A 15,410-nucleotide genomic window follows, 5' to 3' on the forward strand; every position below is an offset into this window, starting at 1 on the left:
GTCGAGGGAGGCCAGCGATGCCGCACAGCCCGGCCCCCACCGCCAACGAAGCCGCACCGGCTCCGTGCACGCACCTGAACACCACGGCCCGGTTCTTCCGTGCCCTGGCCGACCCCACCCGACTCAAGCTCCTGGAGTTCATCATGGCCGGTGAGCGCACGGCGGCCGAGTGCGTCGAGCACGTCGGGATCTCCCAGCCGCGGGTGTCGGTCCACCTCTCCTGCCTGGTGGACTGCGGTTACGTGGCCGCCCGGCGCGACGGCCGCAAGCTGCGCTACTCGGTCGGCGACCCAAGGGTGGCGGACCTGGTCGTGCTGGCCCGGTCGCTGGCCGTAGACAACGCCGCCGCGCTGGACTGCTGCCCCCGCATCCCTGACAGCCGCCGTTGACCACCATCCGCCCCGCCGCCCCCAACCGGCCGTGCGCCTGAGGGGCGGCGCATCGCCGCTACCCGCGATCCACAAGCGGCCACCCCGCGGCCCGGGGGCCGCGTCGCCTCAGTACCGTGACGCCATGACGAACCTCTCCTTCGACCGCTGCTGCGCCGAAATCGTCGCCCAGACCGACCTCCTGAGGACGCTGATCCCAGGCGCGGACATGGCGGCGCCGGTCCCGTCCTGTCCGGAGTGGAACCTCGGGCAGCTGCTGCGCCACCTCGGCGACGCGCACCGCCGGGTCGAAACGACCGTGGCGGCCCGGGCGACCGAACCCGCCTGTGACGCCCAGGTCGCCGACGTCACTGATGAGGACCCGATCGTCCTGGACGCCTGGCTCGCCGAGGGCGCCGCGCGCCTTGCGCAGACCCTGCGCGCCGCGGGTCCCGACGCGGTGGTGTGGACCGTGGTCGAGGACCGCTCCGCCGCCTTCTGGGCCCGACGAATGACGCACGAGACGGTCGTTCACCGGGCCGACGTGGCCCTCGCCGTCGGCGCGGAGTTCAGCGTCGGCGAGGAGGTCGCCCTCGACGCCGTGGACGAGTGGATGGGATTCGGAACGAGGCCGGAGGCCTTCGCATCCAAGCCGGGGGTGCCTGACCTGCTCGGCCCGGGTCGCACGCTCCACGTGCACGCCACCGACACCGCCCCGCAGGCAGCGGCGGAGTGGCTGGTCGACCTCACCGGCCCCGCCCCCACCTGGCGTCGCGCCCACGCGAAGGCCGCCGTCGCGGTGCGCGGCCCGCTGACCGACCTGCTGATGCTGATCTACGGGCGGCCGACCCGCAACGGGACCGTCGACATCCTCGGCGATGCGTCGCTGTTCGACCTCTGGCGCCAGCGGTCCGGCTTCTGGCTGGAGGCAGAGGATAAGGAATGAGCGCGGCTGCCTGCGGCGAACAGCCCGCGGGCACCGGTCGTGCGGGCATCGCCGCGGCAGCGCGCTAGGGCCGCGTTCGGGAGCGCTCCTCGCCCTGGGGCACCGTGGGGTGCTCGTCCGGGGCCAGGTCCACGGTGGCCAGGGCGCCCCCGTCGGCGGGGTTGGCGAAGGTGAGGCGTGCCCCCAGCACGTTGGCCTGGCCCAGGGCGATGGTGAGGCCCAGGCCGTGTCCGCCGGAGCCACCGGGCCACTTGCGGAAGCGGCTCGGCCCCTCCGACACCAGCTCGTCGGGGAAGCCCGAACCGTGGTCGCGGACCCCGATCCGCGCGCCGTCGACCTCGACGGCGACCGGTGGGGCGCCGTGCTTGAGCGCGTTGGTGATCAGGTTGACGAGGATGCGCTCCAGGCGTCGGGGGTCGGTGTCGACGACCGCGTCGGTGAGCACGTGCACCTCGACCTCGGGCGCATAGGGGGCGGCGCGGCGGGTGGTGAAGGCGCCGAGGGCGACCTCGGACATCTCGGCGCGCTCGGTCGCCGTGTCCAGCCGGGCCACCTCCAACACGTCCTCGACCAGGGCGCGCAGCACCCGCACCCGGTCGCGGACCAGTTCGGCCGGGCGGCCCGGCGGAAGGAGCTCGGCCGCCGTCGTCAGGCCGGTCAGCGGCGTGCGCAGTTCGTGGGCGATGTCGGCGGTGACCCGGCGCTCGGCCTCGATCCGGCTCTGCAGGGCGTCGGCCATCGCGTCGATCGCGTGCGCCAGCTCCGCGGCCTCATCACGCGACCCCGAACCGATCGCCGCGCTCACGCGCGTGCTGCGATCCCCATCGGCGACGCGCCCCGCGGCGACAGCGGCGCGGCGGAGTCGGACCGACAGCTGAGCCCCGATGACGACCCCCGCCCCGGCGCCCAGGGCGACAACGGTCAGGGCACCCATCACCAGGACCCGATCCAGCGAGGCCAGGGCACTGAGCTGCGGATCGTAGGGGGTACGCAGCGAGAGGATCTGCCGTTCCGAGACGGAGGCCGCCGCCCAGATGTAGGCGCCGTCGCCCGTGTCCTCCAGCAGCGTCGCGGTGTAGCCGCCCTCGACCGCCGCCCGCAGCTGCTCGGGGAGGTCCGGAGGGTCCAGGCGACTGCCGAGCGTGGGCTGCCCGGTGCGGCTGTACTCGCGCAGCGCCAGTTCGATCCGCTCCTGCTGTATCTTGCGGGCCTCGTCGGCCAGCCGGTAGGCGTAGGCGAGGTGCACGGTCAGGCTCAGCGCGACCGCGACGAGCACGCTCACCAGCGTGACCGTCGCGGTGATCTTCCAACGGAGGCTCACCGGTCCGGACCGACGAGCTTGTAGCCGAACCCGCGGACGGTCGCGATGCGCTCGGCGCCGATCTTGTTGCGCAGCCGCTGGACGTGCACGTCGACGACGCGGCTGTCGCCGCCCCACGCGTAGTCCCAGACGCTCTCCAGCAGGATGTCGCGGCTGAGCACGGTGCCCGGCGAGTCGGCGAAGCGCAGCAGCAGCCGCATCTCGGTGGGCGTGAGCGCGACGACCTCGCCGCCGCGCAGCACCCGCACGCCGTCCGGGTCGATCTCCACGTCCCCGAACCGCAGCGCCCCGTTGTCGGACCCGGTGTCGGGGCGGCGGCCTTCGGTGCGGCGCAGCACCGCGCGGATGCGCGCGGTCAGCACGGCGCTGTCGAAGGGTTTGGTGACGTAGTCGTCGGCGCCGGCCTCCAAGCCGACGACGATGTCGACCGGGTCGTCGCGCGCGGAGAGCATGATCACCGGGATGAGGCTCTCCTCGCGGATACGGCGGCACAGGCTGACCCCGTTCATCCCCGGCAGCATCACATCGAGCAGCGCCACGTCGGGCCGCGACGCGAGAAACTCCTCCATCCCCGCCCGACCGTCGGCCGCAACCGTGACCCGGAACCCGTCGCGCTCCAGGCTGAGCTGGGTCGTCTCGCGGATGACGTCGTCGTCTTCGACGAACAGCACGTGCGTCTGTGCCACGTTCACCTCTCACTCACCGGCCGCCACGAGCTTGCTGCCGTCCCAGCGCAACGGGACCATGTCCCCGCCGCTCGGGCAGGACGAGGGGTCGTTCGGCTGCCAGATCGGACGCTGCACAGACAGCTGGCCGCCCGTGGCGCTGACCTCGCTCAGCGCCTCCTCGGAGGTGTAGACGCGCTTGGTGCGGTCCTCCCAGAGCCGGTAGACGTAGCTGGCGCGGACACCAGGGCACGCCACCACGTCGGCGCACCCCTGCACATTGATGATCGCGACCCGCACATCGGTTCCGGTGAGGGTCGCGTAGCTGGTGTACACCGGGAACCAACCATCGCCGTACCCGTCGCCGGAACAGGGTTGGGCGATGAGGTCCTTGATGTCCTGGTTCACCCCAGGGTCCGCACGCAGCACCGCGACCGCGTCGACGCTGGGGGCCTCGCGCCGGCCAGGGCTGACACTCGACTCCGGGGTCGGGCTCGCCGTCGCGTCACCGCTTTTCCCCGTAACCCGCACACCGGTATCGACCACGCCGCAGCCGCTGACAATGGACAGCGTGCACACGACCCCCGCCGCCGTTATGGCGGGTGCCCTCCTGACATTCACTTTCGTCATGCTACAGCCGCTACGTCGGCTGTTACACAACCGATGGGTTGCTGCGGGAATTCCGCAACGATGGCTCAGGAGAGCCGATAATTTCCGTCCCTAGTGTGCCTTTCATGGCGCATGGAAGAGAATCGATGACGACCCGGCTGTGGGGGATGAGCGCACTTTTCGTGGCCCTCGTGTCCGCGCTCGCCGCGTGCACACCCCCATCCTCGGCCCAGCCCTCCCCAACCGCGGCGCCCCGCAACATCGACGACGCCGACTTCTTCCGCCGCCTGCGCGATGAGACCGGGGCGCAGATCGAGAACCACACGCTCGACCATCCCGATCTGACGAGCCAGTCGGCCACAGAGCAGCGTCGCCAGACGCGCGACCTCCGGCACCTATGAGGGGGAGTTCGGCCGCCGCCCCACGCTGTTGCGCCCGCCGTATGGCAGTTTCGACGATGACACGCTGCGCGCCGTCGCGGAATGCGGCGCGACGCACGTCGTGCACTGGAGCGCCGAGATTCTTCAACGGCCGGATTCAATTCGCCCCGGGTGATCGGCTGCGCCCCGGCGACATCGTGCTGATGCATTTCCGTGAGCAATTCCGCGAGGACGTCGACAGGTTCGTCCAGGAAGCGGAGGAATCCGGGCTGGAGCCCGCCCTTCTGGAGGACTACCTGACATGAGTTTTCCCCTGCACCGGTCCACGGCCGGACACCGGGCGGTGATGGGCGTGGCGGCCGCCGGGAGCGCCGCGGCCTTCGCGGTCACCTATGCGCTGCTGGTCCACACCCCAGCCGGGCAGCGTATCGAGGACGGGATCCTGGGCGACGCCTACGCCAACCTCGCCGTCTCCCTGCGGGGCGGGGTGACGGAGTGGGGTGCGCTGCTCAGCGGGCTGCACTGGCTGACCGCACCGATGATCCTCGTCGCCGGTCTCGCAGTGGTGGCGGTGACCGGCCTGGCCCAGCGGCGGGTGCGGGTGAGCGCCGTGGCGCTGGGCATGGTCGTCGCGGCGGCCGGGGCCACCTTCGTGCTGAAGGCGGGGCTGCTCTCGCGCCCGCCGCTGAACCCGGGGAGCGGGTGGGGAGGCGGCGGCAACAGCTTTCCCAGCGGGCATGTCACGCTCGCGGTGGCACTGGTGTTGGCCCTGCTGCTCGTGGTGCCCGCTCGCATTCGGCCCCTGGTGGCGGGCGCGGGGGCGCTGTGGTCGGGTGCCGTGGCCATAACCACCGTCGCCCAGGGCTGGCACCGGCCCAGCGATGTCATCGGCAGCACGCTGCTGGCGTTCACCGCCTTCTGTGTGGCCACGGCGGTCCTGAGCCCGCCGCGCCGCCGGGGTGTCCGCGTCGCTGCTGGCCGCCGCCTGGGCGTGGCTGCCCGTGTTCGTGCTGACCGCGGTCCCACTGGAGCTGCTCGCCCTGAGCCCGTCGGTGGGCGCTCCGGGCCTGGTCGGCGTCGACGTCGCCGCGTGGCTGGCGGCCGGGGTCAGTGCCGTGCCGCTGGTGACCGCGCCGGTCCTGCTGTCGCTGCTGGAGAGCGAGGAGCCCGACCCCGTAGTGGTGGGTCGGCGGGAGGCCCCGCCTGCGGCCGAGCGGCCGGTCGAGACCTGGTGGGAGATGCCGCGGGTGCCCTGATCCGCACCCCGCGCCCCGACGGCTCCCCGTGTCCCTGGGAGTGGGCGGGAACCGTGGTGGCGGTGGACCGGACGCGGTCCACCGCCACCACGGCCGAGGCGCGGGGGCGTCGCGCCGCACGTCGCGATGGTCGCGACGGGAGTCGGCCGGTGGGCCTACCGGTAGCCGGTGGCGTCGGCGGGTTTGCCCGTGGTCTGCACTTCGGTGATGTAGCGCCAGGCGTCGGGGCGTGATCCGTCGGTATCGGTGAAGCCGTAGACCTGGGCGAGGTGCCCGCTGGACAGCGTCTGTCCGCTCCAGCGGGCGACGTCGGGGTCGACGGCCAAGGCGGCGATGGCGCGCCCGACGAAGGCCGGGGACTCGGAGATACAGAAGTGCGGTTGGCTGCTCAGTGCGTCGCGCCAGGTGTCCTCGGTGACACCGAAGCCGTCGAGCATCGCTTCCGAGCGCAGCCAGCCGGGGGTCACGGCCACCGCCGTGGCGCCGTGCGGGCGCAGTTCGGCGGCTTGGGCCAGGGCCATGCGCTGAACCGCCACCTTGACCAGGTCGTAGAAGAAGCCGACGTCCGCGCGGTAGTGCGCGTTGAACTCACTGGTGCCGTCGGTCATCTCGACGACGAGTCCGCCCGGCTCGCCGATGAGCAGCGGGAGCGCGTAGTGGCTGGTGATGGCGTGGGTGTCGATTCCCAGGCGGAGCATGCGCAGCCCCTTGTCCAAGGACTGCTCCCACAGCGGGCGGTCCCACGCCAAGAAGATGTCGCCGCCCCAGATGTCGTTGACGAGCACGTCGAGGCGGCCGTGCTCGGTGCCGATCCGCTCGACCAACGCGCGCACCTCGTCCCGTTCCAGGTGGTCGACCCGAACGGGGATCCCGGTCCCGCCCGCCGCGGTGACCAGCTCGGCGGTCTCCTCGATGGTTTCGGGCCGGTTCATCTCCGAGCGCTGGTCGCGCGTGGTGCGCCCGGTGGCATAGACGGTCGCGCCCGACCGGCCGAGCTCGACGGCGATCGCCCGCCCCGCGCCCCGGGTGGCCCCCGCCACCAGTGCGACTTTTCCTGTCAGGCTGCCCTGCATCGTGGTCCCCATCTCCTCGGTGGTGCGCGTGTGCGCGGCCGTGGTGTCCGCCGCGCCGTCCTCTCCCCGCTGTTGTAGGGGCCGCTACCTGACATCCTGTGGCAGGCATGCGGTGATCGATGGGAAATCCTTCCGGGGAACCTCAGGCCAGTGGGGTGCGCAGTTCGCACCAGACGGTGTGGCCGCGCGGGTTGGGTGGGACCGTGAAGCCGCAGCGGCCGTCGCACAGTGCGGCGACGAATCCCAGACCGCGCCCGGACTCGCAGGTGAAGTCCGCGGACATGGAGTCGGAGATGTGCGGCACGCTCGGTGTGTCCGGCCGAGGGCCCATGTCGCGGACCTCCAGGCAGACGCAGCCGGGGCCCTGCCACATCGAGGCGGTGAAGACCCCGCCGGGAAGGCCCGAGCGCGAGTGCCGGATGGCGTTGGTTCCCATCTCGCTCGCGCAGATCACCAGGTCGTCGGTGAGCCTGGCCGGGTAGTCGTGGCGGCCGAGGCGCAGGTGCCGCGCCACCCAGTCGCGCAGGACGCCGACGCTCGCCGGCCGGCCCGCGAACGTCAGCTGGTGATCGGCCTCGTGGCGGCACATGCCAGGACAGCCCGGAACAGGGCGACCTGTTATGTTGTGCACGGTTCTACTCCCTGGTCGAGACAGGTGAGTCGGACTGAAATGCCCTGGCCGGGTGCTCCACCACCCGGTCAGGGCTGTTCTTTTCCCCATCACCTTCCTGGTTCGCCGGACACGTGCGGTGATGCGGGGCTACCGTTCCAATATCGCCCGACCCTTCATCGCCACGCAAGAGGTATGCGTGAACTCGTTAAAAAAGCACTAGTGCATGTACTCTGATTCCAGCTGACCCCAGCTTCGGAGGTGCATCGTGCCACGTAACAGCCCCACCGCAGCCCGCCGCACCCTGGCCCGCTTCCTTCGCGACAGGCGACGCGAAGCCGGAATCCCCCGCGAGAAGGTCGGCCAATACGTCGGCAAGAACCCCGTCACCATCACCCGCCTGGAGAAGGCCGAGGTCAGGGCCGAGGTCGGCACGGTCTCCATGATGCTCAACCTCTACAAGGTGCCCGAGGAGGAGCGCGCCTACTTCATCGACCTGGCGCGGGCCGCGCGCAAGCGCGGCTGGTGGCAGCGCTACGCCAAGGACATCCCCTCCTGGCTCAGCACGTACATCGGCCTGGAGGCCGATGCCAGCGAGATCCGCTGCTACCAGGTCGACCACGTCCCGGGCCTGCTCCAGACCGAGGAGTACACGCGGGCGCTGCTGCGCGGCGAACCGCAGCCGGTGGACGAGGGGGAGGCGCGGCGGCGCGTCGAGGTCCACGCGGCCCGGCAGCGGCGGCTGGCCGAGGAGGCCACGGCCGTGCGGATGTGGGCCGTCATCGACGAGAGCGTGCTGCGCCGGGCCGTCGGCGGCGTGGAGGTCATGCGCGGTCAGCTGCGGCGGCTGCTGGACGACGCCCAGCGCCCCGGGGTCCGGCTGCAGGTTCTGCCCTTCGCCTCGGGCGCGCATCCGGGGTCGCACGGGTCGTTCGTGACGCTGAAGTTCCCCGACCCGCGCGACCGGGAGCTCGTGTACATCGAGTACCGCATGGGCGCGGCCTATCTGGAGGAGGACGAGGAGGTCGCGGTTTACGACGCGGCGTTCGCCGAACTGGGGCGCCAGGCCCTGTCCCCCTCGCGTTCCCGCGCGCTCATCGGCCGGCTCCTCGACGAGCTGGCCGAGCCCCCGGCCTCCTGACTCCGGCCTCGGGGAGGGCGCCCGGCACTCAGCGTTCGGAGGCGGCCGCCGTGTCCTCCTCGGGGACGAGGCGGGTGACCAGCGCCGCGATCAGCTGGTCGGCGTCCTCGCCGTCCAGGACGCCGGGCAGGGTGAGGTGGTCGATCACCAGCCCGCTCATGGCCAGGTAGAGCAGCACGGCGGTGGTGCGGTCGCCGGGCAGTCCGGCCTCCAGGTGGCCGTGGACGTTGGCGTCGAGGTCGGCGCGGATGGTGCGGGTGAGCGCCGCGCGCAGTTCGGGGCGGCGGGTGGCCTCCAGGCGCAGCTCCAGCAGCGCGAGGTAGAGGTCGGGCTGGTCGGTGATGCGGCGCAGCGTCCACCGCAGCAGTTCGGTGACCATGGCGCGGGTGCGCGGCCCGCTCATGTGCTCGCTGACCTCGCGGGGGTCGGGGGCCATGCGCACGTAGACGTGGCGTCCGGCCTGGGTGAGCAGGTCGTCGCGGCTGGCGAAGTAGTTGGAGGCCGTGCCGGTGGGCACGTGGGCCTGGGTGTCCACGGCGCGGAAGGTCAGCCCGCGCGCGCCGTCGCGGGCCAGGACCGCCAGGGCGGCGTCGCACAGCGCCGCACGTCGTTGCGGATTGCGTGTCATCGGTCCCCCGCGTTGTCCTCTGCTGCCGGCCGCGAGCCACGATAGGCGAAGTGGTTGCGGGTGGTGGCATGGCGCGGGGCGGGGTCCCGGCACCTTCGGCGGTGCCGGGACCGGTGGGCATCAGCGGAAGGACGCGGCGTGGTCGGCGGCCCACGCGCGCAGGGTGCGGGCCGGGTGCCCGGTGATCTCTTCCACGGTGGGCAGCACCGTGGGCGGGGCGGTGGCCCACTCCTTCTGGTATTCGATGTAGTGGTCGGCGGCCATCTCGCCCCACTGTGCGACCAGTTCGGCGCGGCCCTCCTCCGGATTGAGGGCCTGGAAGCGCAGTTCGCGTCCGATACCCTGGCCGATGGCCCGCACCTGCTCGGCGGGGGTGAGCAGTTCGGGCCCGGTCAGCTCATAGACGGCCTTCGCGTGCCCGTCGCCGAGCAGTACGGCGGTGATGACGTCGGCGATGTCGGCCTCGTGGATGGGGCACCCCGGCGAGTCGGGGTAGGCGGACCGGGCCGCGCCCTCGGTGCGGATCGAGTGGCCCCAGTAGTCGATCTTGTTCAGCATGAACTCGCCCGGGTTGACGATTGTCCACTCCATCGTCGACCGCTGCACCGCCTCGAGCAGCTCGCCCTCGGCCGACATGACCACGAGCCTGCGCACTCCGGCCCTTTCGGCGGCGGCGACGGCGCCCGCGGAGGAGGCGTAGTCGTCGAGGAGCTCGGGTGTGGGAACCCGGTAGGCGAGGGGGAAGAGGAACATCGTGGCGACGCCCTGCAGGGCGGGGGTCAGCGTGTCGGGCCGCAGCAGGTCGCCCTGAACGACGTCCACCCCCTCGGGCAACCGCGCCGCCTGCGGGTTGCGGGTCAGCGCGCGGACGCGCGGCCCCTCTCCCTTCTCGACCAGCCCCTGGACCACGTTCCGGCCGATGTTGCCGGTGGCGCCGGTGACCAGAATCGTCATGTTCGCCTCCTGAGTTCGCTCATCGTGGCGTCGTTCGCCCACCCGGGCGGGGCTGTGCTCCGTCCCCACAACCCCTTACTCAAATTTGAGTGAGCGCCCAGCGTAGCCCCCTCCGACGGCCATATACAAGTTTGAGTAACGGGGTGGGGAGAACCCGGCCCGTGCGGCGAGGCGGGGCTACTCGGCGCCGTGGGACGCGGGGCGGATGAACTCGGGCAGGTGGGCGCTGCCCGGATCGCCGTACGCGGCGCCCTCGCCGGACATGACATACTCGCCGCTCTCCAGCCGGGCGATCAGGTCACGTGTCCACTCGATGCCGCCGGTGATCGACGTCATCCACAGCGCGAAGAGTTCGCGCACGTGCAGCGGCAGGCCGCCGGTGCCGGGGTAGGCGAATGCGTCGTCGACCTCGGCCCGCCCGGCCTCCAGACCGCGCAGGCGCTCGGTGAGCAGGGCGATCGCCTCCTCGCGGGGCAGCGCCGGTAGGAACGCCACGCCGGCCCCCAGCACATCGGGGCGGTCGGCCGATTGGCGTAGAGCATCGCGCAGGAGCCGCAGGAACTCCGCGTCGCCCGCCTCGGTGAGCGCGTAGTCGGTGCGCCCGGGCCAGTCGGGCACCTCCGTGGCGGTGAGCAGGCCCTCCTTGGCCAGCTGCCGGAGCGCGTGGTAGATCGAGCCCCATTTCACGTTGGCCCACTCGTCGGCGCCCCAGGTGACCAGCTCGGATCGGACGAGATAGCCGTGCGCCGTTCCGTGGGCGCGCACCACGCCCAGCACCAGTAGCCGTGTCGCCGACATCGTCTCCCTGTCTCACCTGTGCCTCGCCGTGGTTTCCCTAGGTTAACGGCCCCCTGGCCACCGGCGCGTGCGGCGGCGGGCGGCGTTCAGCCCGGGCGCCGGGCAACGACGACGGTGGTGGCCGGCGGGGGGAGTTCGATCTCGCGGACGTCGTCCAGTCCGGTCGCGGTCAGCCGCCGGGCGAGTTCGGCGGGGCTCCACGGGGTGATCCCGGCGCGGGCCAGCCGCCACCGGGTGACGGCCTCTCCCACGCCGCCGGTGGCGGCGTTCCGGCCGCGGGGTGCGGCCGTGGCGATGACCCGGCCGCCGGGGCGCAGTGCGGCGCACACGCGGGGCAGGGCGCGCTCGGCCGCCTGGGGGGCGAGGACGGTCAGCGGCAGCCACACCAGGTCATAGGCTCCGGTCTCGGCGAGGTCGGCGACGTCGCGGTGGCGAAGCTCGACGCGGTCGCCCACGCCCCGCGTGGCGAGGTGGTCATCGGCCAGGCGCAGGGCGCGCGGTGCGATGTCCAGGCCGACGGCGCGGGCGTGGGGCAGGCGGGTGACGACGGTGGCGGCGACGGCGCCGATGCCGGTGCCCACGTCCAGGACACGCAGGCCCGGGCGCCCGAGGAGGTCGCCGATGTCGGGCAGCTGGTCGACGAGCCGGTCCAGCAGGGCGCCGACGGCCTGCCCGGAGGCCTCGCCCTCGGCGATGAGGTCGGCGTCGCTCTCCTCCTCGGCACCGCCGGGGCGCCCGGCCGCCGCGTCGGACATCTGGCGCAGCATCCAGGCGATCTGGGCGGGCAGGGCCTGGGGGACCGGTAGGGCGTCGAGGGCCGCGCGGTGCTCGGGGCGCAGCCGCCAGCCGTCCGCGGTGCGTTCGGCGTACCCGGCGGCGCCCAGGACCGCGCCGTGTTCCTCGCTCAGCGGCGCCGTGGGGTCGGCGTCCATCGCGGCGGCCAGTGCGGCCAGGACCCAGGCCCCGGTGGCCAGCTCCTCGACGCTGTCGAGGAGGCCGGGTTCGTGTTCCGCCGGTGTGGTCATGAGCCGGAGTGTGCCAGGCGGGGGTGAGGGTGGGGGCCGTGGGGCCGGGGAAGCGCTCTCCCCCACAGTCCCATCGACGCTGCGTACCAATTTCATTACCTGGAGTAAATACCCGCGTGATTGGCCGCAAAATACCCGCAACATTCCACAAACGCACATGGTGACAAGTAGCGCGCAGGGATGTAGAAATGCCTCTGAACGATCTTCCCGTTCACGTCGAAATGACGAGGAGTTGACAATGGGCTGCGCGTATAAGTTCAACGCCGTCGACCTTGACGTTGTCGAGGACATCGCCGTCGAGGCCGCTGAAATGGACGAAGAGACCGACCAGGACACCGTTGAGTCCTGATCCCATCAGCACGGTTGGGGGGCCGGCCGCCAGCGTCGGCCCGCCAACCGGAACAGCCCCCGCCAACACCGAGCCCTGGGCCGGTGCGCGGGAACGCGAATTGCCGCTGGAACACGCCGAGAAACAGGCCCGGCGAGAAATCTCGCACCTGGGATGGCGCTCTGCCCTGCACGAATTCGATGCCACCGGCCCAAGCGCGGCGCGCTGTCGGCTGTACGGCCCCGAGGGCACCCTGATCCCTGATGGCCTGGGCAGCGGAAAAGGCTGCGCGGCCCCCGCCCGCGTGGGCGCTCTTTTTGAAGCCCTGGAGCACGCGTTCACCGGCCCCGGCATCCTTTCCACCCTGCCCGTGGAACTGCGCGACCTCGCCGAGCTGTCCACCGGACCGCTGCGCGCGGAACGCGCCATGGGCCGACTCGACGGCAGCGGCCGGCCACGCCTGGCCTGCCTGCCCTACGACGCCCTCGACGGCGGCTCCCCCATCGACGTCCCCCTGTTCCTGTGGGCGCCGTGGTACCCACTGCCCACCGGGCCGCTGCCCGCCCACCGCGCCCGCATCGGCGACACCGCCGACTACCGCCCGGTGCTCTCCTACAGCGTCAACACCGGCTGCGCGATCGGCGCCACCCGCGACGAGGCCCTCCTGCACGCCCTCAACGAGTGGGCCGAGCGCGACGCGCTCTCGGTGTTCCTGCTGCGCACCGTGCACGACGGCGGGCCGATGCCCGCCCGCCTGCCGGTCGCCGCCCTGCCGGCGTTCCTCCGCCAGCGGCTGGAGCAGGCGACCGACACCGTGCAGGGCCCCATCACGCTGCTGGACCTGACGACCGACATCGACCTGCCCGTCGTGCTCGCCCACGCCCCGCCGCTGCCCGGGGGCGGGGCGCGCTATGGGATCGGCGCCTCGCTGTCGGGTGAGAACGCGGTGGAGCGGGCCCTGGGCGAGCTGGTCCAAGACCACCTCATCGCCCAGGGCGCCCGCGACCTCGACACCGGCGCCGCCGCGCGCGCCCGGCTGGCCGACCACCCCGGCTGCTGGCCTGCGCGCGGCTGGCCATCGACGACCGCATCGACGACGCGCCGTGGGGCCCGCTGCCGCCGGAGACCGTCGCGCCCGCGACGCCGGTGGCCCAGCAGCGCGCCGAGGTCGTGCGGCGGATCACCGCCGCCGGGCACCGCGTCGCCGCCCGGGATCTGGCGGTCCTCGAACACGGCACGACGGTCGTGCAGGTGCAGTGCCCCGGCCTGGAGCGGTTCCACCTGATCACCGACGGACACCTGGCCCTGCCGGGGCCGCGCGGGCGCCGCCTGCGCGGCCGGGCGCCCCGGCGCGAGTGAGCCGGTGACGCCATGACCGCGACCGCGGCCCCGACCCGGCGCAGCGGATGGCTGCCCGTGGGCGCGGGCCATGTCCTGCGCTGGTGGGAGTCGGGCTCGCCCGGCGGTGTGCCGCTGCTGCTCCTGCACGGCGGGCCGGGCGGGCACAGCACCCGCGCGCAGCGCGCCCTGGCCGACCCGCGGCGGTTCCGCATCATCCAGGTCGACCAGCGCGGGTGCGGCGCCTCGCGCCCGCGCGGCGGGCTGGTGGCCAACACCACCGGCCACCTGGTCGACGACCTGGAGCGGCTGCGCACCCACCTGGGCGTGGAGCAGTGGGTGGTGCTGGGCCCCTCGTGGGGGACGGTGCTGGCCCTGGCGCTGGCGGCGCGCTCCCCGCGGGCCGTGAGCGCGCTGGTGCTCAGCGGGCTGTTCCTCGGCGCGCGCGAGGAGTACCGGCACCTGCTCGACGGGCAGGGCGTGGACCCGGCGGTGTGGGACCGGTTCGTCGCCCCGCTGGACGCCGCCGAGCGTGCCGATGTCCCCGCCGCCTACGCCCGCCGGATCCACGATCCCGCCCACCCCGACCACGCGAGGGCGGTGCGCAACTGGGTCGCCTTCGACGCCGCCCTGGGCGGTGCCGGGTTCGCCCCGTCGCGGATCCGGTTGGGGCCCGGCCTGGTCGCGAGTGCCGCGGTGGAGGCGCACTACGCGCGGCACGGGTTCTTCCTGCCGACCGAAGGGGTGTTGGGCCTGGCCGGGGCGGTCACGGCGCCGGTCACGGTGGTCCAGGGCACCGGCGACACCGCGGGTGCCGCCAGCGCTGAGCGGCTGCGTGCGGCCCTGGCGCACGCGCACCTGGGGTGGGTGGAGGCCGGGCATTCCGCGGTGGAGCCGCGGCTGGCCGCGCGCATCCGCGCGGCCCTGGACGGGGCCGCGGCCGCGGCCCCGGGGCGCGGGGCCACCCGGTAACGTCAACCTTGATTAAGGATCGACGATCGGGATGGTGAACGTGACGCAGGTGTCGTGGAAGGCCAAGGAGTTGACCGTCGGCCAGGTCGCCGAGCGCAGCGGCGTCGCGGTCTCCGCGCTGCACTTCTATGAGCGCAAGGGCCTGATCACCAGCCGCCGGACGGCGGGCAACCAGCGCCGCTATCGGCGTGACACGTTGCGCCGGGTCGCCTTCATCCGGGTGTCGCAGCGGGTGGGGATCCCGCTCAACCGCATCCGCGAGGCGCTGGCAGCGCTGCCGGAGGAGCGCACGCCCACGCGCGAGGACTGGGCGCGCCTGTCGGAGCAGTGGCGCACCGAGCTCGATGCGCGCATCCGGCAGTTGGAGAAGCTGCGCGACGACCTGACCGGCTGCATCGGCTGCGGCTGCCTGTCGTTGGAGCGCTGTGTGCTGTCCAACCCCTATGACGCGTGCGGCCAGGAGGGGCCGGGGCCGCGCCATCTTCTCGTGGGTGGGGCGCCCGGGGCACCCGACCTCCTGGAGCCTGCGCGCGGCTGCGCCGACGAGGGCGCCGAGTAGAGCCGGGCGGTGGGGCCCGGGGGCTGTGTCAGGGGCGGTAGCGCAGCGGGTGGTCGTCGGGGACCTCGACGATGAAGATGACCAGCCCGTCGGGGTCGGTGATGCGCATCTCGATCAGCCCCCAGGGTTCGCGCGTGGGCTCGCGCGCGATCGGCACGCCGCGTCCGACCAGGGCGCGGTGGGCCTCCCAGATGTCGGGGACCTGCAGCCACAGCTGGGTGGCGGTGGGTTCGGGCGGGCGCTCGGAGTGCCCGGACAGCTCCAGGAAGCCGCCGCCGAGGAAGAACACGGTGCCGCGCTGGCCGTCGCCGGTGCCGAACTCCCGGTAGATGGCCAGGCCGAGGATGTCGCGGTAGAAGGTGCGGCTGCGTTCGAGGTCGGTGGGGCGCAGCAGGATGCGGCTGCCCAGGACGTGGATGGCCATGGGGCGACTCTAGAG

General features: G+C 72.8%; 18 protein-coding genes and 1 pseudogene. 9 read left to right on the plus strand and 10 right to left on the minus strand.

The features are described from left to right. The first annotated feature begins 17 nt into the window (after nt 1–17). Together CDO52_RS16035 and CDO52_RS16040 are read left to right on the plus strand one after the other, a co-directional pair. On the plus strand, nt 18–389 hold the full coding sequence (locus CDO52_RS16035; protein WP_017617712.1) for an ArsR/SmtB family transcription factor: 372 nt from the start codon (nt 18–20) through the stop codon (nt 387–389). Between the two features lie 124 nt (nt 390–513). Then, nucleotides 514–1,314, plus strand: coding sequence for a maleylpyruvate isomerase family mycothiol-dependent enzyme (locus tag CDO52_RS16040; protein WP_017617713.1), 801 nt, complete (start codon nt 514–516; stop codon nt 1,312–1,314). 64 nt (nt 1,315–1,378) lie between these two features. On the opposite strand, the gene CDO52_RS16045 is transcribed toward CDO52_RS16040, so the two are convergent. From CDO52_RS16045 to CDO52_RS16055, 3 genes are read right to left on the minus strand one after another with little or no spacing between them, the layout of a single operon-like run. After that, entirely contained in the window at nt 1,379–2,635 is a 1,257-nt protein-coding gene (locus CDO52_RS16045; RefSeq protein WP_017617714.1) for an ATP-binding protein, read from the minus strand. After that, a complete protein-coding gene (gene cseB / locus CDO52_RS16050; RefSeq protein WP_017617715.1) occupies nt 2,632–3,327 on the minus strand; it encodes a two-component system response regulator CseB in 696 nt (231 codons plus the stop codon). The genes CDO52_RS16045 and cseB overlap by 4 nt, the downstream gene beginning before the upstream one ends. A gap of 3 nt (nt 3,328–3,330) precedes the next feature. After that, the gene (locus CDO52_RS16055) at nt 3,331–3,930 is read right to left on the minus strand and encodes a hypothetical protein (protein ID WP_157745598.1); all 600 of its coding nucleotides are present in this window, start codon (nt 3,928–3,930) and stop codon (nt 3,331–3,333) included. A 104-nt stretch (nt 3,931–4,034) separates the two neighbouring features. On the opposite strand from CDO52_RS16055, the gene CDO52_RS16060 reads away from it, so the two are divergent. From CDO52_RS16060 to CDO52_RS16065, 3 genes and pseudogenes are all read left to right on the plus strand, one after another. Then, a complete protein-coding gene (locus CDO52_RS16060) occupies nt 4,035–4,310 on the plus strand; it encodes a polysaccharide deacetylase family protein (protein ID WP_157745600.1) in 276 nt (91 codons plus the stop codon). A 19-nt stretch (nt 4,311–4,329) separates the two neighbouring features. Continuing rightward, nucleotides 4,330–4,464 (plus strand): annotated as a pseudogene (locus CDO52_RS29520) (polysaccharide deacetylase family protein); the annotation flags it as partial. 126 nt (nt 4,465–4,590) lie between these two features. After that, on the plus strand, nt 4,591–5,778 hold the full coding sequence (locus CDO52_RS16065) for a phosphatase PAP2 family protein (protein WP_094932494.1): 1,188 nt from the start codon (nt 4,591–4,593) through the stop codon (nt 5,776–5,778). Here the strand turns inward: CDO52_RS16065 and CDO52_RS16070 are convergent. Next, complete coding sequence (locus CDO52_RS16070; protein ID WP_232524209.1) at nt 5,701–6,630, minus strand: SDR family oxidoreductase; 930 nt, start codon at nt 6,628–6,630, stop codon at nt 5,701–5,703. The two genes, CDO52_RS16065 and CDO52_RS16070, sit on opposite strands and share 78 nt — an antisense overlap. 130 nt (nt 6,631–6,760) lie before the next feature. Next, nucleotides 6,761–7,207, minus strand: a complete 447-nt coding sequence (locus tag CDO52_RS16075; protein ID WP_017617721.1) for an ATP-binding protein — start codon at nt 7,205–7,207, stop codon at nt 6,761–6,763. A 289-nt stretch (nt 7,208–7,496) separates the two neighbouring features. Between CDO52_RS16075 and CDO52_RS28175 the strand changes: the two genes are divergently transcribed. Then, nucleotides 7,497–8,369 (plus strand): helix-turn-helix domain-containing protein, encoded by an 873-nt coding sequence (locus CDO52_RS28175; protein ID WP_017617722.1) that lies wholly within the window; start codon nt 7,497–7,499, stop codon nt 8,367–8,369. Nucleotides 8,370–8,397: 28 nt separating this feature from the next. Here CDO52_RS28175 and CDO52_RS16085 read toward each other — a convergent pair whose 3' ends face one another. From CDO52_RS16085 to CDO52_RS29120, 4 genes are all read right to left on the minus strand, one after another. Then, nucleotides 8,398–8,997 (minus strand): TetR/AcrR family transcriptional regulator, encoded by a 600-nt coding sequence (locus CDO52_RS16085; RefSeq protein ID WP_017617723.1) that lies wholly within the window; start codon nt 8,995–8,997, stop codon nt 8,398–8,400. Nucleotides 8,998–9,117: 120 nt separating this feature from the next. Beyond that, a complete protein-coding gene (locus tag CDO52_RS16090) occupies nt 9,118–9,951 on the minus strand; it encodes an NAD(P)H-binding protein (RefSeq protein WP_017617724.1) in 834 nt (277 codons plus the stop codon). A gap of 177 nt (nt 9,952–10,128) precedes the next feature. Beyond that, a complete protein-coding gene (locus CDO52_RS16095) occupies nt 10,129–10,749 on the minus strand; it encodes a PadR family transcriptional regulator (protein WP_094932495.1) in 621 nt (206 codons plus the stop codon). Nucleotides 10,750–10,835: 86 nt separating this feature from the next. Then, the gene (locus tag CDO52_RS29120; RefSeq protein WP_094932496.1) at nt 10,836–11,774 is read right to left on the minus strand and encodes a class I SAM-dependent methyltransferase; all 939 of its coding nucleotides are present in this window, start codon (nt 11,772–11,774) and stop codon (nt 10,836–10,838) included. A 338-nt stretch (nt 11,775–12,112) separates the two neighbouring features. Here CDO52_RS29120 and CDO52_RS16105 point away from each other — a divergent pair, with 338 nt between their 5' ends. The 3 genes from CDO52_RS16105 to soxR all read left to right on the plus strand — a co-directional run bounded on the left by CDO52_RS16105 (nt 12,113) and on the right by soxR (nt 14,971). Then, complete coding sequence (locus tag CDO52_RS16105) at nt 12,113–13,387, plus strand: YcaO-like family protein (RefSeq protein ID WP_232524211.1); 1,275 nt, start codon at nt 12,113–12,115, stop codon at nt 13,385–13,387. Between the two features lie 86 nt (nt 13,388–13,473). Continuing rightward, nucleotides 13,474–14,412, plus strand: coding sequence for an alpha/beta fold hydrolase (locus tag CDO52_RS16110; protein ID WP_017617729.1), 939 nt, complete (start codon nt 13,474–13,476; stop codon nt 14,410–14,412). Between the two features lie 31 nt (nt 14,413–14,443). Further along, the gene (gene soxR / locus CDO52_RS16115) at nt 14,444–14,971 is read left to right on the plus strand and encodes a redox-sensitive transcriptional activator SoxR (RefSeq protein WP_094932497.1); all 528 of its coding nucleotides are present in this window, start codon (nt 14,444–14,446) and stop codon (nt 14,969–14,971) included. Between the two features lie 28 nt (nt 14,972–14,999). On the opposite strand, the gene CDO52_RS16120 is transcribed toward soxR, so the two are convergent. Then, on the minus strand, nt 15,000–15,395 hold the full coding sequence (locus tag CDO52_RS16120) for a VOC family protein (RefSeq protein ID WP_017617731.1): 396 nt from the start codon (nt 15,393–15,395) through the stop codon (nt 15,000–15,002). Nucleotides 15,396–15,410 lie beyond the last annotated feature (15 nt).

Origin of the sequence: Nocardiopsis gilva YIM 90087, from assembly GCF_002263495.1 — a bacterium.
Taxonomy (GTDB): domain Bacteria; phylum Actinomycetota; class Actinomycetes; order Streptosporangiales; family Streptosporangiaceae; genus Nocardiopsis_C; species Nocardiopsis_C gilva.